We start from the raw sequence: 20,326 nt of genomic DNA, 5'->3' as shown, positions 1-20,326 counted from the left end.
AGGAAGCGACGACATCATGACTGCTTCACACACCGCCGGAGGGCTCGGACGCACCTCCAAGCTGGCCTCCGCACCGTTCTCGCTCAAGGACTTCCTGGGCAGCTTCATGCTGTTCGAGCTGTTCAAGGGCCTGGCCATCACGGGCAAGTACGCCTTCGCGCGCAAGATCACCGTCCAGTTCCCCGAAGAGAAGACGCCGCTGTCGCCGCGCTTTCGCGGCCTGCACGCACTGCGCCGCTACGAGAACGGCGAAGAGCGCTGCATCGCCTGCAAGCTGTGCGAGGCCGTGTGCCCCGCACTGGCGATCACGATCGAATCCGACGTGCGTGACGACGGCTCGCGTCGCACCACGCGCTACGACATCGACCTGACCAAGTGCATCTTCTGCGGCTTCTGCGAAGAGAGCTGCCCGGTCGACTCGATCGTCGAGACGCACATCTTCGAATACCACGGCGAAAAGCGCGGCGACCTGTACTTCACCAAGGACATGCTGCTGGCCGTGGGCGACCGCTACGAAAAAGAAATCGCGGCGAACAAGGCGGCCGACGCCAAGTACCGCTGAGCCGGCTCCGCTCGAAACCCGTACCAATCGAATTCCAATGGACGTCAAGACCGGTCTGTTCTATCTGTTTGCCGCGGTGCTGCTGTTTGCAGCCTTCCGCGTCATCACCTCCCGCAACCCCGTGTACGCCGCGCTGTACCTGGTGCTGGCCTTCTTCCAGGCCTCGGCCATCTGGCTGCTGCTGCGCGCCGAGTTCCTGGCGATCTCGCTCGTGCTGGTGTACGTCGGTGCCGTGATGGTGCTGTTCCTGTTCGTCGTGATGATGCTGGACATCGACGTCGACGGCCTGCGAGAGGGCTTCTGGAAGCACTTCCCGCTGGCAGCAGGCATCGGCGCGCTCATCGCGCTCGAAATGGCGGCCGTGCTCATGGGCGGCTTCCGCCTGGGCGAAGGCCCGCGCGCCATGGCGACCACCTCGCCCAACAGCTCGAACACGCTCGAGCTGGGCAAGCTGCTGTATTCCGAATACCTTTATCCGCTGGAAATCGCCGCAGTCATCCTGCTGGTGGCCATCATTGCCGCCATTGCACTGACGCTGCGCACCCGCAAGGACAGCAAGTACGTCAACCCGTCGGACCAGGTGCGCGTGAAGGCGCGCGACCGCGTGCGCATCGTGCAGATGCCCGTCACGCGTGCGGCCGAGCCGGTGGTTGAGGCCCCGGCAGCGGATGCCGCTGCAAAGGAAAACAAGGCATGACGCTCACGCTCGGACACTTTCTCTCGCTCGGCGCGATGCTCTTCGCGCTGTCGGTGATCGGCATCTTCCTGAACCGCAAGAACCTGATCGTGCTGCTGATGGCCATCGAACTGATGCTGCTGGCGGTCAACATGAACTTCGTGGCCTTCTCGCACTACCTGGGCGACATGCACGGCCAGATCTTCGTGTTCTTCATCCTGACGGTGGCGGCGGCCGAATCGGCCATCGGCCTGGCGCTGCTGGTCCTGTTGTTCCGCAACAAGTCCAACATCAACGTCGACGAACTCAACTCGCTCAAGGGTTGACAGCAGTATGAGCGCAACCCTTTCCGCATCCACCTTGCTGGCTGTGCCGCTGGCACCCCTGGTCGGCGCCGCACTTGCCGGCCTGTTCGGCACGAAGTTCGGCGGCAATCACATCGGCCGCAAGGTCACGCATTCGCTGACCATCCTGGGCGTGTTCGTCGCCTTCGTGATCTCGGCGATGACGCTGAAGTCGGTCATCGTCGACGGTGCCCGCTTCAACCAGACCATCTACGAATGGATGATGGTCGGCGGCCTGAAGATGGAAGTCGGCTTCCTGGTCGACGGCCTCACGGCCATGATGATGTGCGTCGTGACCTTCGTGTCGCTGATGGTCCACATCTACACCATCGGCTACATGGAAGAAGACGACGGCTACAACCGCTTCTTCTCGTACATCTCGCTCTTTACCTTCTCGATGCTGATGCTCGTCATGAGCAACAACATGCTCCAGCTGTTCTTCGGCTGGGAGGCGGTGGGCCTGGTGTCGTACCTGCTGATCGGCTTCTGGTTCAACAAGCCCACGGCCATCTTCGCGAACATGAAGGCCTTCCTGGTCAACCGCGTGGGCGACTTCGGCTTCATCCTGGGCATCGGCCTGATCGCCGCCTACGCCGGCACGCTGAACTACGGCGAGGCCTTCGCCAAGGCCCACACGCTGGCCGGCATCACCTTCCCGGGCACCGAGTGGATGCTCATCACGGTGATCTGCATCTGCCTGTTCATCGGCGCGATGGGCAAGAGCGCCCAGTTCCCGCTGCACGTGTGGCTGCCCGACTCGATGGAAGGCCCGACCCCCATCTCGGCGCTGATTCACGCGGCGACGATGGTGACGGCCGGCATCTTCATGGTGGCGCGCATGTCGCCGCTGTTCGAGCTGAGCGACACGGCCCTGAGCTTCATCCTCGTGATCGGCGCCATCACCGCGCTGTTCATGGGCTTCCTGGGCATCATCCAGAACGACATCAAGCGCGTGGTCGCGTACTCGACGCTCTCGCAGCTGGGCTACATGACCGTGGCGCTCGGTGCCTCGGCTTACTCGGTCGCGGTGTTCCACCTGATGACGCATGCGTTCTTCAAGGCGCTGCTGTTCCTCGGCGCGGGCTCGGTGATCATCGGCATGCACCACAACCAAGACATCCGCTGGATGGGCGGCGTGCGCAAGTACATGCCCATCACCTGGATCACCTCGCTGCTGGGTTCGCTCGCACTGATCGGCACGCCGCTGTTCTCGGGCTTCTACTCGAAGGACAGCATCATCGAGGCCGTGCACGAAAGCCACCTGTGGGGCGCGCAGTTCGCCTACTACGCGGTGCTGGCCGGCGTGTTCGTGACGGCGTTCTACTCGTTCCGCATGTACTTCCTGGTCTTCCACGGCAAGGAACGCTACGACCAGAACCCCGACGCGCACCATGACGACCATGCGCACGACGCGCACGGACACGACGATCACGGCCATGGCCACGACGCCCACAAGCCGCACGAATCGCCGATGGTGGTCTGGCTGCCGCTGGTGCTGCTGGCGATCCCCTCGGTGGTGATCGGCTTCATGACCATCGACCCGATGCTGTTCGGCAGCTTCTTCAAGGACGCGATCTTCGTGGACGGTGCCAAGCACCACGCGATGGGCGAGCTGAAGGAAGCCTTCCACGGCCCGGTCGCCATGGCGATCCATGGCCTGCAGACCGCACCGTTCTGGCTGGCACTGGCCGGCGTGGCGCTGTCGTACTACATGTACATGATGAACCCGGCACTGCCGGCCGCCATCAAGCGCGCCTTCAGCCCGATCTACAACCTGCTCGAGAACAAGTACTACCTCGACTGGATCAACGAGAACATCCTCGCCCGCGGTGCGCGCCTGCTCGGCACGGGCCTGTGGAAGGGCGGCGACCAGGCGCTGATCGACGGCGCGCTCGTCAACGGTTCCTGGAAGGTGGTGGGTCGCGTGGCCGGCGTCGTGCGCTGGCTGCAGTCGGGCTTCATCTACCACTACGCCTTCGCGATGCTGCTGGGCATCTTCATCCTGATGACGTACTTCGTCTGGTTCAAACGTTGAGCCCGAACGCTGGAGAAAAAGAAAAATGGGTTTGTTGAGCCTTGCCATCTGGGTGCCGATCGCATTCGGCGCCGTGCTGCTGGCGTTTGGCCGCGACGAGCACGCCAAGGGCGTGCGCTGGGTCGCGCTCGTCGGTGCCATCGTGAGCTTCCTGGTCACGGTGCCGCTGTTCACGCGCTTCCAGAACGGAACCGCCGCGATGCAGTTCGTCGAGAAGACGAGCTGGATCTCGCGCTTCAACGTCAACTACCACCTGGGCATCGACGGCATGTCGCTGTGGCTGGTGCTGCTGACCTCGTTCATCACGGTCGTGGTCGTGATCTCGGCCTGGGAAGTGATCACCGAGCGCGTGAACCAGTACATGGGCGCGTTTCTGATCCTGTCGGGTTTCATGATCGGCGTGTTCTCGGCGCTCGACGGCATCCTGTTCTACGTGTTCTTCGAAGCCACGCTGATCCCGATGTACCTGATCATCGGCATCTGGGGCGGCCCGAACAAGATCTACGCGGCGTTCAAGTTCTTCCTGTACACGCTGCTCGGCTCGCTGCTGATGCTGGTCGCGCTGATCTTCCTGTACAACAAGTCGGGCGGCAGCTTCGACATCCTGAGCTGGCACAAGCTGCCGCTGGGTTCGACCGCACAGACCTTCCTGTTCTTTGCCTTCTTCGCGGCCTTCGCCGTCAAGGTGCCGATGTGGCCCGTCCACACCTGGCTGCCCGACGTGCACGTCGAGGCCCCCACGGGCGGTTCGGCCGTGCTGGCCGCAATCATGCTGAAGCTGGGTGCCTACGGCTTCCTGCGCTTCTCGATGCCCATCGCGCCTGACGCTTCGCACGAGTGGGCCTGGCTCATGATCGCGCTGTCGCTCATCGCCGTGATCTACGTGGGCCTGGTTGCGCTGGTGCAGCAGGACATGAAGAAGCTGGTGGCGTACTCGTCGGTCGCCCACATGGGCTTCGTGACGCTGGGCTTCTTCATCTTCAACGAGCTCGGCGTGTCCGGCGGCATCGTGCAGATGATTGCCCACGGCTTCGTGTCGGGCGCCATGTTCCTGGGCATCGGCGTGCTGTACGACCGCGTGCACTCGCGCCAGATCGCCGACTACGGCGGCGTGGTCAACACCATGCCCAAGTTCGCCGCGTTCGCGCTGCTGTTCGCCATGGCCAACTGCGGCCTGCCGGGCACCGCCGGTTTCGTGGGTGAATGGATGGTGATCCTGGGCGCCGTCAAGGCCAACTTCTGGGTCGGCCTGGGCGCTGCCACCGCACTGATCTTCGGCGCCGCCTACACCCTGTGGATGTACAAGCGCGTGTACCTGGGCCCGGTCGGCAACGACCACGTCAAGGAACTGAAGGACATCAACGCCCGCGAATTCCTGATGCTCTCGCTGCTGGCGATCGCCGTGCTGTGGATGGGCCTGTATCCGAAGCCTTTCACCGACGCGATGGATGCCTCCGTCGTCGAGCTTCTGCGCCATGTGGCGATTTCGAAGCTGCCCGTCTGATGCCACGCTGAAGAAGAGAACGAGATGATTGACAAACTCAGCTGGGTGACGATCTACCCCGAAATCGTGTTGCTGGTCATGGCCTGCATCATTGCGCTGGTCGACCTGTCGGACACGAGCCCGCGCCGCACCCGCACCTACATCCTGACGCTGCTCACGCTGGCGGCGGTGGCTGTGCTCACGGGCCTGGCCGCTGTCGGCGGCAAGACCTCCTACGGCTTCGGCGGCATGGTGGTGAGCGACACGATGGGCAACTGGCTCAAGTGCTTCGCCTCGCTGGCCCTGATGGTGACGCTGGTCTACGGCCGTCCCTACGCGGCCGACCGCGAGATGCTGCGTGGCGGCGAGATGTTCACGATCAGCATGCTGGCGCTGTTGGGCATGTTCGTGATGATCGGTGGCAGCAACTTCCTGCTGATCTACCTCGGCCTGGAACTGCTCACGCTGTCGAGCTACGCGCTCGTGGCGCTGCGTCGCGACAACGCGGTGGCCAGCGAAGCCGCCATGAAGTACTTCGTGCTCGGCGCCATGGCCAGCGGCTTCCTGCTGTACGGCCTGTCGATGATGTACGGCGCCACCGGCTCGCTCGACCTGAACGAAGTGTTCAAGGCGATCTCGACCGGCAAGGTGAACCACCAGGTGCTGGTATTCGGTCTGGTCTTCATCGTGGCCGGCCTGGCGTTCAAGGTCGGTGCCGCTCCGTTCCACATGTGGGTGCCCGACGTCTACCAGGGCGCGCCGACGGCGATCACGCTGCTGATCGGCGCCGCGCCAGAGCTGGCTGCCTTCGGCATCATCATCCGCCTGCTGGTCGACGGCCTGCAGCCGCTGGCCATCGACTGGCAGCAGATGCTGGCCGTGCTGGCGGTGGCGTCGCTCGTGATCGGCAACCTGGCCGCCATCGCGCAGAGCAACCTCAAGCGCATGCTGGCCTACTCGACCATCGCGCAGATGGGCTTCATGCTGCTGGGCCTGGTGGCGGGTTCCGACCTGCAGGGAACGCAGAACGCGCAGGCCGCCTACAGCGCCGCCATGTTCTACGTCGTGACCTACGTGCTGACCACGCTGGCGAGCTTCGGCATCATCCTGCTGCTGGCGCGCGAAGGCTTCGAAAGCGAAGAGATCACCGACCTGGCCGGCCTGAACCAGCGCAGCCCGCTGTACGCCGGCGTGATGGCCATCGCGATGTTCTCGCTGGCCGGTCTGCCGCCACTGGTCGGCTTCTACGCCAAGCTGGCCGTGCTGCAGGCGCTGATCGCCTCGGGTGCTGCCATCTACATCGGCCTGGCGGTGTTCGCCGTGATCACCTCGCTGATCGGCGCGTTCTACTACCTGCGCGTGGTCAAGGTCATGTACTTCGACGCGCCCGTCACGGCGACCACCGTGTCGGCTTCGTTCGACGTGCGCACCGTGCTCACGATCAACGGCGCGCTGATCCTGATTCTTGGCGTGCTGCCCGGCGGTCTGATGACGCTGTGCTACGACGCCATCGCGGCCACGCTGGCCCACTGACGCGGCCCGCACAGGTGTCGCAAACCGCGTCGGTCTGGGTGGTGCTGCTGGTGGCCCTGGTGGCCGCCAACCTGCCGTTCCTGAATGAGCGCCTGTTCGGGGCGGTGCCGCTGTCGACCGCGCACAAGTCGCTCGCCATCCGCTTCGGCGAACTGGTGGTGCTGTACTTCATCGCCGGCGGCATCGGCCTGCTGTTCGAGCGCAGGGCAGGGCAGATCGCCGCCCAGGGCTGGGAGTTCTACGCGGTGACGGCCTCGCTGTTCGTCGTGCTGGCCTTCCCCGGGTTCACCTGGCGCTACCTGATGAAGCACAGGCACTGACCGACATGACTTCTTCCGCCACCGATTCGCATCTGAAGGAAGCGCTCGTCAGCAGCGAAGAGCTCTTCAAGGGCAAGTTCCTGCATGCCAAGCGCGACACCATCCGCCTGCCCGACGGCCACAGCGCCACGCGCGAGTACGTGGTGCATCCCGGCGCGGTGGTGGTGATTCCGCTGCTCGACGACGGCCGCGTGGTGCTGGAGCGCCAGTTCCGCTACCCCGTGGACCGGGTGATCGTCGAGTTTCCCGCGGGCAAGCTCGACGCCGGCGAAGATCCGCTGCTGTGCGGCCAGCGCGAACTGCTCGAGGAAACCGGCTACTCCGCGCGCGAATGGGCGCATGCCGGCGCCACGCACCTGGCGGTGGCGTACTCGACCGAAATCATTCACATCTATTTCGCACGCGGCCTCTCGCTGGGCGAGCGCAAGCTCGACCATGGCGAGTTCCTCGACGTGTTCACCGCCACGCCGCAGGAGCTCATCGGCTGGTGCCGGGACGGCACCGTGACCGACGCGAAGACGCTCACCTGCGCCCTGTGGCTGCAGAACGTCCTGTCGGGCGCATGGGCACTGGATTGGCAGGCCGCAGCCTCGCAAGGCGGCGCGGGATAATCCGCGCATGAAGGTCCTCGATCTCCGCTGCACGCACGGCCACGGCTTCGAGGGCTGGTTTGCGTCCAATGAAGCGTTTGACAGCCAGCTCGCCAGCGGTCTGGTCGAGTGCCCGGTCTGCGGCGACACCGCCATCGTCAAGCTGCTGAGCGCGCCCCGCCTGAACCTGAGCAACGCCAAGGCGCCGAAGGAAGAAGGGCGCGGCGACGCGGCCCGCGCGCCGGCGGCACCCGCAACGCCTTCCACGCAAGTATCCGCATCCTCGACTTCGCCCGAAGCCCGCTGGATGCGCGCCGTGCGCGAAGTGCTGGCCAAGACCGAAGACGTCGGCGACCGCTTTGCCGACGAGGCGCGCAAGATGCATTACGGCGAAACCGCCGAGCGCGGCATCCGCGGCCAGGCCACACCGGAGCAGACCGAGGCGCTGCTCGATGAAGGCATTCCGGTGATGGCGCTGCCGATTCCGGCGGCGCTGAAAGAAACCCTGCAGTAACCGGCCGGCTCGACGACGAGCCAGTCCGGCCCGGCCCGCTCAGGCCGTGAACTGCAGCGCGGCCAGCCGCGCGTACACGCCGCCTTGCGCCACCAGCGCCGCGTGCGTTCCCTGTTCGACGATGCCGCCGTGGTCCAGCACGATGATGCGGTCCGCCTTCTGCACGGTCGCCAGGCGGTGGGCGATCACGAGCGTGGTGCGGTTTTCCATCGCCGATTCGAGCGCGGCCTGCACCATGCGTTCGCTTTCGGCGTCGAGCGCGCTGGTGGCTTCGTCCAGCAGCAGCAGCGGCGGGTTCTTCAAAATGGCCCGCGCAATGGCGATGCGCTGGCGCTGGCCGCCCGACAGCCGCACGCCGCGTTCGCCCAGGAAGGTGTCGTAGCCCTCGGGCAGGGCCTGCAGGAAGTCGTGCGCGAAGGCGGCGCGCGCCGCGGCGTGCACCTCCTCGGCGCTCGCATCGGGCCGGCCGTAGCGGATGTTCTCGAAGGCGCTGGCCGAGAAGATCACCGCGTCCTGCGGCACGAGGCCGATGCGGGTGCGCAGGTCGTGCAGCGCGAGCGCGTCCAGCGACGCACCGTCGAGCACGATGCGGCCGGACTGCGGGTCGTAGTAGCGCAGCAGCAGCTGGAACACCGTGCTCTTGCCCGCGCCGCTCGATCCCACCAGCGCCACGGTCTCGCCCGGTGCGATGTCCAGGCTGAAGTCGCGCAGCGCCGGCGTGCCCGGCCGCGAGGGGTAGTGGAAGGTGATGGCGTCGAAGCGGATCGCGCTGCCCGCGGCGGGAACCGGCGCCACCGCCGGCCGTGCGGGCGAGGCGATGGCCGTCGGCGCGTGCAGCAGTTCCATCAGGCGCTCGGTGGCACCGGCGGCGCGCAGCAGGTCGCCGTACACCTCGCCGAGCACCGCGGTGGCGCTCGCCAGGATCGCCACGTAGACCACGGTCTGGCCCAGGTGGCCGGCCGTGATGTCGCCGCGCAGCACGGCCTGCGTGCCTTCGTACAGGCCCCAGAGCAGGGCGGCCGAGGTGGCGATGATGATGAAGGCCACCAGCACCGAGCGCGCGCGCGTGCGGCGCACGGCGGTGTGGAAGGCGTTCTCGGTCGAGCTGTTGAAGCGGTCGGCCTCGCGGCCTTCGGCCGTGTAGCTCTGCACCACGGGAATCGCATTCAGCACCTCGGCCGCGATGGCGCTCGAGTCGGCCACGCGGTCCTGGCTGGCGCGCGACAGCTTGCGCACGCGGCGGCCGAACCACATGCTCGGCAGCACCACCAGCACCAGGATGCCCAGCACCTGCACCATCACATAGGGGTTGGTCCAGACCAGCACCGCCAGCGCGCCCACGCCCATGACGGCGTTGCGCAGGCCCATGCTCAGCGATGAGCCGACGACCGTCTGCACCAGCGTGGTGTCGGCCGTGAGGCGCGACAGCACCTCGCCGGTCTGCGTGGTCTCGAAGAAGGCCGGGCTCTGCTGCAGCACGTGGCCGTAGACCGCGTTGCGCAGGTCGGCCGTGACGCGCTCGCCGAGCCAGCTCACCGTGTAGAAGCGCGCCGCCGAAAACAGGCCGAGCGCCACAGCTACTGCGAAGAGGGCGCCGAAGTGCTCGCGCAGCGCCATGGTCTGGGCGCCCTTGTCGGCGCTGACCAGGCCGCCGTCAATCAGGCTGCGCAGGGCGATAGGGAAAGCCAGCGTCGTGACCGCCGCCATCACCAGGAAGACCCCCGCCAGCACGATCTGCACGCGGTAGGGGCGAAGGAAGGGGCGCAACCCCGACAGCGAGCGGGGCGAACCCTTGGCTGCGGAGGACGACGGAGGGGAAGAAGCCATGGGCGCGAATTCTACCGAGCCCTTGCCCCCACAAAGGTCGCCTTGACAGTAATTGCCATGACAACTAATATTTCGGCCATGAGCGATGCCCCTATTTCCCCGGTCCCTCCGCCGCCCGACGAGGCCGCGCGCCCGCCGGCCGACTTCTATCGCGCCGAGGACTACCGTGCCGAAGAGAGCATCGGCTACCTGATGCGCCGCATCGTCACGTCCGTGGGCCAGACCGTCGGCACGCGCATGTGCGAGCCCGGCAGCCCCACCTACCCGCAGTGGGTGCCGCTGTACAAGCTGCACGTCGGCGCCGCCACCACCGTGGCCGAACTGGCCCGCGCCTGCGAGCTCGACACCGGCGCCATGACGCGCCTGCTCGACCGCCTCGAGGCCAAGGGCCTGTGCCGGCGCGTGCGCTCGCTCGAAGACCGCCGCGTGGTCAACATCGAACTCACCGACGAAGGCCGTGCGGCCGCGAAGGAAGTGCCCTATGTGCTGAGCCGGGTGCAGAACGAGTACCTGGCCGGTTTCAGCCTCGAAGAATGGGAGCAGCTCAAGGACTACTTGCGCCGCATCCTCGACAACGCACAGGGCCTCGCGGCCCGTGGAGAGAAGAATGACTGAGTCTTTCGCCGTGCGCGCGCTGCGCCGCACGCCCGTCGTGGCCGCCGCGCTGGCGGTGGTCGCGCTCGCCGGTTGCGCCGACATGGCCGGCATCGGCTCGCACGCCACGCTGCGCGATGCGTCCACGCTCGGCATCGCGGCCGACCCCGCGCGCGCGCCCGTCCCCAGCCTGGACAGCCAGTGGTGGCAAGCCTTCGGCGACAGCCAGCTCAATGCGCTGGTCGACCAGGCCGTGGCCGGCAACCCGAACCTGCAGGTCGCGCGTGCGCGCCTCGTGCGCGCCCAGGCCTCGGCGGACATCGCCGGCGCGGCGCTGCTGCCCAAGGTCGGCGCCGACCTGAACCTGAACCGCCAGAAGTTCAACAGCAACTACATCTACCCGGCGCCGCTGGGCGGCTCGACGCAGAACATCGGCCTGCTGCAGCTCGGCGCGAGCTGGGAGCTCGACTTCTTCGGCAAGAACCGCAGCGCGCTCGACACCGCCCTCGGCGCGGCCAACGCCGCCGCGGCCGACGCCGATGCCGCGCGCGTGCTGCTCGCGAGCAACGTGGCGCGCAGCTACTTCCAGTGGGCGCGCCTGAACGAGCAGGTCGAGGTGGCCAAGCGCACGCTGGCCCAACGCGACGAGACCTTCAAGCTGGTGCGCGACCGCGTGGCGGCCGGCCTCGACACGCGCCTCGAACTGCGCCAGAGCGAAGGCGGCCTGCCCGAAGCCCGCCAGCAGATCGAAGCGCTCAATGAGCAGATCGCGCTGCAGCAGCACGCACTCGATGCGCTCGTGGGCCAGCCCAACGTGTCGGCCTCGCTCAAGCCGCCGGTGCTCGCCGGCGTGAAGCCGATGGCGCTGCAGGCGAACATCCCGGCCGACCTGCTGGGCCGCCGCGCCGACATCGCCGCCGCGCGCTGGCGCGTCGAAGCGGCCACCAGCGACGTGGCCAATGCCAAGACCCAGTTCTATCCCAATGTGAACCTCACGGCTTTTGCCGGCTTCCAGAGCCTGGGCTTCGGCAAGCTGCTCAAGTCGGGCAGCGAGCAGTGGGGCGTGGGCCCGGCCATCCACCTGCCGATCTTCGAAGGTGGGCGCCTGCGCGCCAACCTGCGCGGCAAGTCGGCCGATCTCGACGTGGCCATCGAAAGCTACAACGCCACCGTGCTCGACGCCGTGCGCGATGCGGCCGACCAGGTGTCGAGCGCGCAGTCGATCGTGCGCCAGCAGACCGAGCAGCGCGCCGCGCAGACGGCCGCCGAAGGCGCCTATGACATTGCCGTGCAGCGCTACCGCGCCGGTCTGGGCAACTACCTCAACGTGCTGACCGCCGAAACCGCCGTGCTGGCCCAGCGCCGCCTCGCGGTCGACCTGGCGGCCCGCGCCCTCGACACGCAGGTGGGCCTGGCGCGCGCCCTGGGCGGCGGCTGGCAGCCGCCGGCCACCGCGACGGCCGCGGCGCCGACGGCCGCCACCCAGAACTGATTTGCTGATCCGCCTTCTTCGGAAAGAACTCCATCATGAGCGATAACAACACTCCGACATCCGCTTCCCACGTGCCCACCACCGCCGCGCCCGAGGCGCCCGCGGGCAACGGCAAGCGCCGCCGCGCACTCACCGCGCTCACCGCCGTGGTGCTGGTCGCCGGCGGCGGCTGGGGCCTGTACGAATGGCTGGTCGCCAGCCACTACGAGAACACCGACAACGCCTACGTGCAGGGCAATGTCATCCAGATCACGCCGCAGATCGGCGGCACCGTCATGGCCATCGGCGCCGACGACACCGACTTCGTGAAGGCCGGCCAGCCGCTGGTGCAGCTCGACCCGGCCGACGCCAAGGTGGCGCTCGAGCAGGCCGAGGCCGCGCTCGCGCAGGCCGTGCGCCAGGTGCGCACGCTGTACGCGAACAACGGCTCGCTGGCCGCGCAGGTCACGCTGCGCCAGAGCGACATCGCCAAGGCCCAGAGCGACATCGCCAAGGCGCAGGACGACCTGCAGCGCCGCCGCGCGCTGTCGGGCAACGGCGCCGTGTCGAAGGAAGAACTCAACCACGCCGAGACGCAACTGGCCAACGCCAAGAGCGCACTGGCCGCCGCACAGGCCGGCGTGGTCGCCGCGCGCGAAGCGCTGGCCAGCAACCAGTCGCTGACCGAAGGCACCAGCGTGGCCCAGCACCCGAGCGTGCTGGCCGCCGCCGCCAAGGTGCGCGAGGCCTACCTCGCCACGCAGCGCGTGGCCATGCCCGCGCCGGTCGACGGCTACGTGGCCAAGCGCACCGTGCAGTTGGGCCAGCGCGTGGCCGCCGGCACGCCGATGATGTCCATCGTGCCGCTGCACCAGCTGTGGGTCGACGCCAACTTCAAGGAAGTGCAGCTGCGCAACATCCGCATCGACCAGCCCGTGAAGCTCACGGCCGACGTGTACGGCAAGAAGGTCGAGTACACCGGCAAGGTCGCCGGCCTGGGCGTGGGCACCGGCGCCGCCTTTGCGCTGCTGCCGGCGCAGAACGCCACCGGCAACTGGATCAAGGTGGTGCAACGCGTGCCCGTGCGCATCGCGCTCGACCCCGAGCAGCTCAAGGCCAACCCGCTGCGCATCGGCCTGTCGATGGACGCCGAGATCGACATCACGCAGAAGACCGGCAAGATGTTGGCCGACGCGCCGCGCAGCACCGCCTTCGCGCAGACGCAGGTCTACAGCCAGCTCGACCGCGGCGCCGACGCCGAGGTGGAACGCATCGTCGCCGCCAACCTCGGCCGCGGCGCACCCACGGCGGCCGTGAGCCGCCCGGCGGCCTCCAGCGCTGCGCCGGCCGCGCACGTCGCCACGCAGGGCCAGCCGGGCTGATCGCCGCCGGCTGCTGAACCCTCACAGCTCGCGCCATGGCCACTGCTGCTCCTGCCTATATCGCGCACCCCCCGCTCGAGGGCTCCGCCCGCGTCTGGGGCACGGTCGCGCTGTCCGCTGCCACCTTCATGAACGTGCTCGACTCGTCGATCGCCAACGTGTCGCTGCCGGCCATCTCGGGCGACCTCGGCGTGAGCACCACGCAAGGCACCTGGGTCATCACCAGCTTCGCGGTGGCCAACGCCATCGCGGTGCCGCTCACGGGTTTCATGACCCAGCGCTTCGGCCAGGTGCGCCTGTTCATGGCCAGCGTGATCCTGTTCATGGTCGCCTCGCTGCTGTGCGGCCTGGCGCCCAACATGACCACGCTCATCCTGTTTCGCGCGTTGCAGGGCTTCGTGGCGGGGCCGATGATCCCGCTGTCGCAGACGCTGCTGCTGTCGAGCTACCCGAAGGCCAAGGCCGGCCTGGCCATGGCGATGTGGTCGATGACCACGCTGGTCGCGCCGGTGATGGGGCCGCTGCTCGGCGGCTGGATCACCGACAACATCTCGTGGCCGTGGATCTTCTACATCAACATCCCGGTCGGCATCGTGGCCGCGGCCATCACCTGGACGCTGTACCACAAGCGCGAGAGCAAGACGCACAAGGTGCCGATCGACGCCATCGGCCTGGCGCTGCTGGTGCTGTGGGTGGGCTCGCTGCAGCTCATGCTCGACAAGGGCAAGGAACTCGACTGGTTCCACTCGGCCGAAATCGTCACGATGGCTGTGGTGGCCGTGGTCGGCTTCGCCTTCTTCCTGGTCTGGGAGCTGACCGACAAGCACCCGGTGGTCGACCTGTCGCTGTTCAAGCGCCGCAACTTCTGGTCGGGCGCGGTGGCCACGGCCATTGCCTACGGCCTGTTCTTCGGCAACGTGGTGCTGCTGCCGCTGTGGCTGCAGCAGTGGATGGGCTACACCGCCACGCAGGCGGGGATGATCATGGCGCCCGTGGGGCTGCTGGCGATCTTCTTCTCGCCGGTGGTGGGCCTCACCGTGTCCAAGATCGACCCGCGCCGCTACGCGACCTTCTCGTTCCTCGTGTTCGCGCTGGTGCTGTGGATGCGTTCGAACTTCAACACGCAGGCCGACTTCGTGACGATCATCATCCCGACGATCATCCAGGGCATCGCGATGGCGTTCTTCTTCATCCCGCTCGTGACCATCACGCTGTCGGGCCTCACGCCCGACCGCATCCCGGCCGCGTCGGGGCTGTCGAACTTCCTGCGCATCACGGCGGGCGCCATGGGCACCTCGATCGCCACCACGCTGTGGGACAGCCGCGCGGCCCTGCACCACGCGCAGCTGGTGGAGTCGGTGAACCCGGGCAACAGCGCGGCCACCAGCGCCATCTCGGGGCTGACCGGCAGCGGCTTCAGTTCCGAGCAGGTGCTCGGGCAGATCAACCGCCTGGTCGACCAGCAGTCGTTCATGCTCGCCACGAACGACATCTTCTATGCCTCGGCGGTGCTGTTCCTGCTGCTGATTCCGCTGGTGTGGCTGGCGCGGCCGCAAAAGGGCGGCGCGGGCGGCGACGCGGCCGCCGGCGCGCACTGACAACCGGCAGCGCTCGCGCATGGACCAGTTCGCGGCCATGAAGGCGTTCCGCGCCGTCGTGGAGGCCGGCGGCTTCACCGCCGCGGCCGACGCGATGGACGTGTCGCACACGGTGGTCTCGCGCCACGTCAAGCAGCTGGAAACGGCGCTGGGCGTGCAGCTGCTGAACCGCACCACCCGCCGCTTCGCGCTCACGCAGGCGGGCCAGACCTACTACGAGCACGCGCGGCAGATCCTCGACCAGGTCGAGACCGCGGCGCTGGTCGTGGCGCAGCACCAGGTCGAGCCCACGGGCCTGCTGCGCATCAACGCGCCGATGTCCTTCGGACTGGAAGAGTTGGCGCAGTGGCTGCCGGCTTTTCTCGACGCGCATCCGCAGGTCAAGGTCGACCTCGTGTGCAACGACCGCTTCGTCGACCTGATCGAAGAGGGCTTCGACGTGGGATTGCGACTGGCGTATGCACTCTCGGACTCGACGCTGATCGTCAAGCGCCTCGCCAGCTTCGAGGAGTGGTGGGTGGCGTCGCCCGCCTACCTGCAGCGGCGCGGCACGCCGCGAACGCCCGCCGACCTGGCGGCGCACGACTGCCTCAACTATTCATTGGCCGCGAAAGCCGCACAGCCCAGCTTCACCGCGCCGGACGGCAGCGTCCACACGGTCGACGTGGGCGGGCGGCTGCAGGCCAACAGCGGGCTCGTGCTGCGCAGCGCCGCGCTGGCGGGCACGGGGCTGGCGGCGTCGCCGGCGTTCCTCGTGCGCGACCCTGTGGCGCGCGGCGAGCTCGTGCGCGTGCTGCCCGAATACCGCCAGCAGCCGCTGAACCTGTACGCGCTGTATCCGCAGAACCGGCATCTGTCGCCGAAGGTGCGGGCGTTTGTCGACTTTGCTGCCGCGCGCTACCTGCCCGCGGACGGGCAGGGCGACTGAGCGCGGCAGCCGCGCCTTACTTCGCCGCGGTCGGCACCAGGTCGAAGCGGTCGCTTTGGTACTGGAACAACAGGCAGTTCGCCCCCGGCTCGCAGCCGCTGCGGTGCGGCAGCTGCGCCGGCAGCAGGTAGTACGAACCGGCCGGGTACAGCACCTTCTTGCCGTCATCGAAGATCGCGTAGAACACGCCCGAGAGCACGACGGACGGGAGTGCCTGCGTGTGGCGATGGTGCGGGTTGTCGAAGCCGGCCGGGAATTCGACGAAGGCTTCGTACGGGCCATTGCCCGTCAGGTTGCCGCGCACGTTGGCGTAGCGGATGCCGCCCGCGAGGGCCTGCCACTGCAGCGTGTCGGCCGGCGCCGAGATCGGCGTGCGGGGTGCCGGCGTGGCGGCGGTGGCGAAGCCCGGCGCGCACAGGGCACAGGACAGGGCGAGGAACAGGGCAGAAGAGCGTTTCATGGTCATGGATCGAAGAAAGTGGATTCGTGGGTGCATGCGAAGGGCAGGGCGTCAGCGGCCCGCTTCCAGCAGTTGCAACACCTCGTCGGTCGAGCGCACCTCGGCCACCACATCCGACACGCCGCGCAGCGCCGCGCGATGCAGTTCGCGGTGGCCCAGCACGCCGCCTTCCTCCAGGTCGAGGTCGCGCGTCGCGCAGGCATCGCCCACGATGAGGCTCTGGTAGCCGCGCGGTGCGGCATCGAAGGCGGTGGCCGACACGCACATGTGCGTCATGAGGCCCGTGAGGATCAGCGTCGTGATGCCGCGCGCCTGCAGCTCGGCCTCGAGCGTGGTGCCCGCGAATGCGCTCGGCGTGGCCTTGCGCAGCACGGCGTGTTGCGGCGCCGGGCGCAGTGCGTCGTGGATGCCGAAGGCGTGGCTGCCGTCCGCGAAGATCGGACTGTCGGCGGGCGCCACGTGCTGCACATGGAACACCGGCACCGCATGCCGGTCGGCGGCATCGATCAGGCGCCGCGCCTGGCGCAGGGCGGCCCCTCCGTCGGGAATGGGCATGCGCCCGTCGAAGTACTCGTTCTGGAAATCGATCGCGATCAGCGCCGTGGCGGCGGGATCGAGGCGGCTCGTGGGCACGGCGCCGGTGAGGCTGCGAATGCTGGGGTGCTTCATGCGTTCTCTGCGTGAGTGAAAGAAGGCCTGAAGCGTAGGCAGCCCGCGGGCTGCGGGGTAGATGCGTGGCCGCACAAGATTTGTGCGGATCGTGACGCGGTTGCCGGCGCGTATTGGTCGATTGGACCTGCGACGATTGATCGCTCTGCGACCCCCGTGCGCCCTAGGCGTTCGCGGGTTTCGGGCCGTTCAGCTCTTGTCGAACACGCGCCGATAGCGCACATGGCCGCCCAGTTCTCGCCGCGTCTTGTTGGTCACGAGACGCACAGCGCCGCTGGTCACGATGTCTTCCATCGCTAGCAACTGTTCGCGGTCGGCGTCGGTGAGTTCAGGGAACTCGCCAGGGTGCGTTTTCTGATACTCCCACACACGCCTTTCCAGCTCGGAGAGTGATCGTGTTTCGTCCATGGGCGGCGGAGGCTGCCGCTCCTGTCCAGGGGGCAAGATGAGCGTCGCGCTCGTGTGCTTGACCCAGGCGATGTGCCGCCGGGTGACCTCCATCTTCTGATTGATCTGCTTGATCTTCTCTTCGCGATCAAAGGCCGTCACCGGCCCCACCATGTAGAACGACGCATGAGAGTCGTGCACCATCCCGTCGAAAAATCGATCGACGGCTGCGGGCAGCTTGGTGGTGGACGCGTTTGTTGAGAACTCGGCGTAGATGCGCAGGAAGTCTTTCTGTGCGGCAGAGAGGCCCGACTTCCCCGCAGACAACGGAGCGAGATCGGACTCCCTTTTTTCTCGCAAGAGGGCCGCAGCGGCGTCTGATGCAAAGTCGGAGTCGCTTTCGCGGATGTCGACGCGATCCTGCGCATTGGCACGCTGGTAGCTTGGAAGTTTGGCCATCTGGCCCATGTGCATGAGTCGCCAGCGCCAGTACAGCTGCATATGCCCATGCTGTGCGGCTTCAATGCCGCCGCCCACCCCGCTGCGGGCCGACCACACTCGGTAGGCGTTGAACAGGTCGATGCTTTCGGCGTCCATCTCCAAATCTGCGACGGTGTTTTTCCCGCCCTCGACCTTGAGGAGTTCTGCCGTACTCAACAACGGAACCGCACTGAGGCGCGCCTCGTTGTACATGTCCAGCAAGGGCATCTGAGAAAGCAGCTTGGCACGTGAGCCCACGGCCTTGCCTTGGCAACCGGGGTCGTATCCTCCACCCACATTCGAGTGGGCGCCCGGGTATACCTTCTCGATGCAGTTGGACGGATACCTGTTGTCGCTTGTGCGCCCGGTCGAGAGTGGGAAGTTGATGCGTATCTCGTGGGCTGCGCACAAGTGCACCGTGCGCTCTACGCTCGGCACGATGTCCAATGTGCCGTTGGCCCACCCGCCAAGGCCTCGCCAGAAAGGCGAACTGTCGGCCAAGCCGACGGAGGCGACCGAATCGAAAAGTCCCAGAAACTGAAGGCGAAACGGAACCTCCGCGAGCGTGTAACTGCCGTTTTTCTCTCTCAGGAGTAGGTGGTGCAAAAAATGGCAGAACGCTCGCGCTTGAGCGGCACCGCGGGAGAAACCGAATACCGAGAGATTGACTTGCAGCAGCTTCTTCGGAGACTTGCTTTGCAGAGCCTTTTGCAGCTCCCCGAGCTTGCCACCGGGAACCGCATTCAGGCCGGTTGCCCGGCCGACGAAATAGAGCCGTTTGCCGGGCATGTTGGGGCTGGTGCTTGCATCGACGTGCAGTGGTTGGTGGGCGGCCAAATGCCCTGCGTCCGTATTGCTCACAAGCGGTTCGCCCACGACGGATCGATGCATCGCATTGAGAAGCTGAATCAACGCCCAATTGATCCGCGCGTCGCCGCCGGTGGCCTTGGCTTTTCCATCCGGCGTTTCTGTTTTTTCTCCGATCTCATCGAAAGGCGTGCCCACGCCCGGAACGTAGAACCGATAGTAGCCATTCTTCGGATCTTCTCGGAAGGCATCATGCAGAACGACCACATTGCTGTGGCTGCACTTGTTGTGGGCCTCGGGGTCCTGGGGGGTCTTGGCCAGTACATCTAACTGGTCGCGTTTCTTGTTGTTGTTGGTGCCGTCAAAAAAAATACCGACGTGGATCATGGACCCGCACAGGGAACTCTTGTCATTGCGTTCGACACAGCCGGCGGCTGCGACGCGCTGCACCAGTTCCTTGAGGTTCAGGTGACGTTCACCGGGTAATGGAGCGGGAATGGGTTGGACTGACATGATGGAATCTCCCTGACTTCTTTCTGCTTATTCGGTGCTGTACGGCTTTTCCGGGTAGGCCATGCCCGAGGGGTGTTTTTCGTGCCCCAAGTCATAATCGGTGACGTACACCTTGATGGCGTCGTTCGGTAAGAAGAACACTTGAACTCCGCCACCCTTCTTGCTGTAGCGCTCAAGAGGAACGGTCTTGTGGAGCGTGCGTTCTGTAGAGCAACACTCGATCTGCTGCCGGACGGTCAAATGTTTGCGGGTCTCATAGGGTGTCGTCCATCGACCCATCGTCCAGCGGACAGTGACCGTGAGGTCCGGATTCCACTGTGAGGGTAGCGATACGCAGCACGATAGGGAGCCGCCTCCACCGTAGGGCGGAAGGTTGGAGCCCGGGTGGTCGTTCACGCTATACCCCTGCACCCCTTCACTCGTAAAGTTGTAGCCTGTGATGCCCACGATCATGGGTTCCGGCGGCTTTGTCTGTTCGGGCTCGCAGCCGCTCACGCCGGCAAGTAGCAAGCAAGTAGCTGCTATGCGTAGCAGCCATCTCAAAGACAGTCGAACCAGTGTGGGTTGACCACTCCTTGGTTTCCTCATTTTTCGACTTCCGGCTTTTCGGGATAACTCCGCTGCGACGGATGCTCGGGGTTTTGCGGCCCGGCGTCATAGACCCACACCTGAATCTCGTCATTCGGTAAGAAGAACACTTGCAACCTGCCCCCCTCCTTGCCATAGCGCTCGACTGGAATGGTCTTGTCTAGGGCGCGTTCCGTAGAGCAACATTCAATCTGCTGTCGGATAGTCAAATGTTTGCGAGTCTCGTAGGGTGTCGTCCATCGACCCATCGTCCAGTGAACGCTGACCGCGAGGTCCGGACTCCAATTTGGGGGCAGCGATACGCAGCACGAGACGGAGCCGCCGCCGCCATAAGGCGGAATATTGGAGCCACGCTGACCATTGACGTAGTAATCCTGCACCCCTTCGCTGGTGTAGTTGTAGCCCGTGATGCCCACGATCATGGGCTCCGGTGGCTTTAGCTGTGGGGGCTCGCAGCCGCTTGCGCCAAGTAGCAGCAGACAAGCTGCGACCAGACGTAGCCACCCAGCGACCTGCGATAGCTCGGAAAGGAAATTCGTCATGTGGATCTCGGTACGCGGAAGCG

The 20,326-nt window shown here is 66.2% G+C and carries 20 protein-coding genes; 14 read left to right on the top strand and 6 right to left on the bottom strand.

Annotation, left to right across the window (positions count from 1 at the left end):
* The first annotated feature begins 16 nt into the window (after nt 1-16).
* From nuoI to AC07O4_RS27720, 9 genes are read left to right on the top strand one after another with little or no spacing between them, the layout of a single operon-like run.
* Nucleotides 17-562, top strand: coding sequence for an NADH-quinone oxidoreductase subunit NuoI (gene nuoI / locus AC07O4_RS27760; RefSeq protein WP_062475395.1), 546 nt, complete (start codon nt 17-19; stop codon nt 560-562).
* A 37-nt stretch (nt 563-599) separates the two neighbouring features.
* The gene (locus AC07O4_RS27755; RefSeq protein WP_062475392.1) at nt 600-1,259 is read left to right on the top strand and encodes an NADH-quinone oxidoreductase subunit J; all 660 of its coding nucleotides are present in this window, start codon (nt 600-602) and stop codon (nt 1,257-1,259) included.
* Nucleotides 1,256-1,564, top strand: a complete 309-nt coding sequence (gene nuoK / locus AC07O4_RS27750; RefSeq protein WP_007837741.1) for an NADH-quinone oxidoreductase subunit NuoK — start codon at nt 1,256-1,258, stop codon at nt 1,562-1,564. The genes AC07O4_RS27755 and nuoK overlap by 4 nt, the downstream gene beginning before the upstream one ends.
* Before the next feature lie 7 nt (nt 1,565-1,571).
* On the top strand, nt 1,572-3,617 hold the full coding sequence (gene nuoL, locus AC07O4_RS27745) for an NADH-quinone oxidoreductase subunit L (RefSeq protein WP_062475389.1): 2,046 nt from the start codon (nt 1,572-1,574) through the stop codon (nt 3,615-3,617).
* Nucleotides 3,618-3,642: 25 nt separating this feature from the next.
* The gene (locus AC07O4_RS27740) at nt 3,643-5,121 is read left to right on the top strand and encodes an NADH-quinone oxidoreductase subunit M (RefSeq protein ID WP_062475386.1); all 1,479 of its coding nucleotides are present in this window, start codon (nt 3,643-3,645) and stop codon (nt 5,119-5,121) included.
* Between the two features lie 24 nt (nt 5,122-5,145).
* Nucleotides 5,146-6,633, top strand: coding sequence for an NADH-quinone oxidoreductase subunit NuoN (gene nuoN, locus AC07O4_RS27735; RefSeq protein ID WP_062475383.1), 1,488 nt, complete (start codon nt 5,146-5,148; stop codon nt 6,631-6,633).
* A 14-nt stretch (nt 6,634-6,647) separates the two neighbouring features.
* The gene (locus tag AC07O4_RS27730; RefSeq protein WP_062475381.1) at nt 6,648-6,953 is read left to right on the top strand and encodes a DUF2818 family protein; all 306 of its coding nucleotides are present in this window, start codon (nt 6,648-6,650) and stop codon (nt 6,951-6,953) included.
* 5 nt (nt 6,954-6,958) lie between these two features.
* Nucleotides 6,959-7,564 (top strand): NUDIX domain-containing protein, encoded by a 606-nt coding sequence (locus AC07O4_RS27725; RefSeq protein WP_495306215.1) that lies wholly within the window; start codon nt 6,959-6,961, stop codon nt 7,562-7,564.
* A gap of 7 nt (nt 7,565-7,571) precedes the next feature.
* Entirely contained in the window at nt 7,572-8,057 is a 486-nt protein-coding gene (locus tag AC07O4_RS27720; protein ID WP_062475367.1) for a DUF1178 family protein, read from the top strand.
* Nucleotides 8,058-8,096: 39 nt separating this feature from the next.
* On the opposite strand, the gene AC07O4_RS27715 is transcribed toward AC07O4_RS27720, so the two are convergent.
* Entirely contained in the window at nt 8,097-9,884 is a 1,788-nt protein-coding gene (locus AC07O4_RS27715) for an ABC transporter transmembrane domain-containing protein (protein WP_495270417.1), read from the bottom strand.
* Nucleotides 9,885-9,962: 78 nt separating this feature from the next.
* On the opposite strand from AC07O4_RS27715, the gene AC07O4_RS27710 reads away from it, so the two are divergent.
* From AC07O4_RS27710 to AC07O4_RS27690, 5 genes are read left to right on the top strand one after another with little or no spacing between them, the layout of a single operon-like run.
* Nucleotides 9,963-10,499: a MarR family winged helix-turn-helix transcriptional regulator gene (locus tag AC07O4_RS27710; RefSeq protein ID WP_495306214.1), complete on the top strand. Its 537-nt coding sequence runs from the start codon at nt 9,963-9,965 to the stop codon at nt 10,497-10,499.
* Nucleotides 10,492-11,970 carry an efflux transporter outer membrane subunit gene (locus AC07O4_RS27705; protein ID WP_495306213.1) on the top strand — a complete coding sequence of 493 codons (1,479 nt, stop codon included), beginning with the start codon at nt 10,492-10,494 and terminating at the stop codon, nt 11,968-11,970. Before AC07O4_RS27710 ends, AC07O4_RS27705 begins: the two co-directional genes overlap by 8 nt.
* Nucleotides 11,971-12,005: 35 nt before the next feature.
* Complete coding sequence (locus AC07O4_RS27700; protein ID WP_495306212.1) at nt 12,006-13,331, top strand: HlyD family secretion protein; 1,326 nt, start codon at nt 12,006-12,008, stop codon at nt 13,329-13,331.
* Nucleotides 13,332-13,366: 35 nt separating this feature from the next.
* The gene (locus AC07O4_RS27695; protein WP_062474087.1) at nt 13,367-14,929 is read left to right on the top strand and encodes a DHA2 family efflux MFS transporter permease subunit; all 1,563 of its coding nucleotides are present in this window, start codon (nt 13,367-13,369) and stop codon (nt 14,927-14,929) included.
* Nucleotides 14,930-14,948: 19 nt separating this feature from the next.
* Nucleotides 14,949-15,857 carry a LysR family transcriptional regulator gene (locus tag AC07O4_RS27690; protein ID WP_495306211.1) on the top strand — a complete coding sequence of 303 codons (909 nt, stop codon included), beginning with the start codon at nt 14,949-14,951 and terminating at the stop codon, nt 15,855-15,857.
* A gap of 16 nt (nt 15,858-15,873) precedes the next feature.
* Here AC07O4_RS27690 and AC07O4_RS27685 read toward each other — a convergent pair whose 3' ends face one another.
* The 5 genes from AC07O4_RS27685 to tli1a (AC07O4_RS27665) all read right to left on the bottom strand — a co-directional run bounded on the left by AC07O4_RS27685 (nt 15,874) and on the right by tli1a (AC07O4_RS27665) (nt 20,303).
* Nucleotides 15,874-16,317, bottom strand: a complete 444-nt coding sequence (locus AC07O4_RS27685; protein WP_082818095.1) for a cupin domain-containing protein — start codon at nt 16,315-16,317, stop codon at nt 15,874-15,876.
* Nucleotides 16,318-16,368: 51 nt separating this feature from the next.
* Nucleotides 16,369-16,986: a cysteine hydrolase family protein gene (locus AC07O4_RS27680; protein ID WP_495306210.1), complete on the bottom strand. Its 618-nt coding sequence runs from the start codon at nt 16,984-16,986 to the stop codon at nt 16,369-16,371.
* Nucleotides 16,987-17,175: 189 nt separating this feature from the next.
* Nucleotides 17,176-19,173, bottom strand: coding sequence for a T6SS phospholipase effector Tle1-like catalytic domain-containing protein (locus AC07O4_RS27675; protein WP_495306209.1), 1,998 nt, complete (start codon nt 19,171-19,173; stop codon nt 17,176-17,178).
* Between the two features lie 27 nt (nt 19,174-19,200).
* Entirely contained in the window at nt 19,201-19,761 is a 561-nt protein-coding gene (gene tli1a / locus AC07O4_RS27670; RefSeq protein ID WP_495306208.1) for a Tli1a family immunity protein, read from the bottom strand.
* Nucleotides 19,758-20,303, bottom strand: coding sequence for a Tli1a family immunity protein (gene tli1a / locus AC07O4_RS27665; protein WP_495306207.1), 546 nt, complete (start codon nt 20,301-20,303; stop codon nt 19,758-19,760). Before tli1a (AC07O4_RS27665) ends, tli1a (AC07O4_RS27670) begins: the two co-directional genes overlap by 4 nt.
* Nucleotides 20,304-20,326: the final 23 nt, after the last annotated feature.

The organism is Variovorax sp. GW821-FHT09D04, assembly GCF_059416405.1.
This window is presented reverse-complemented; position numbering and strand designations above follow the sequence as displayed.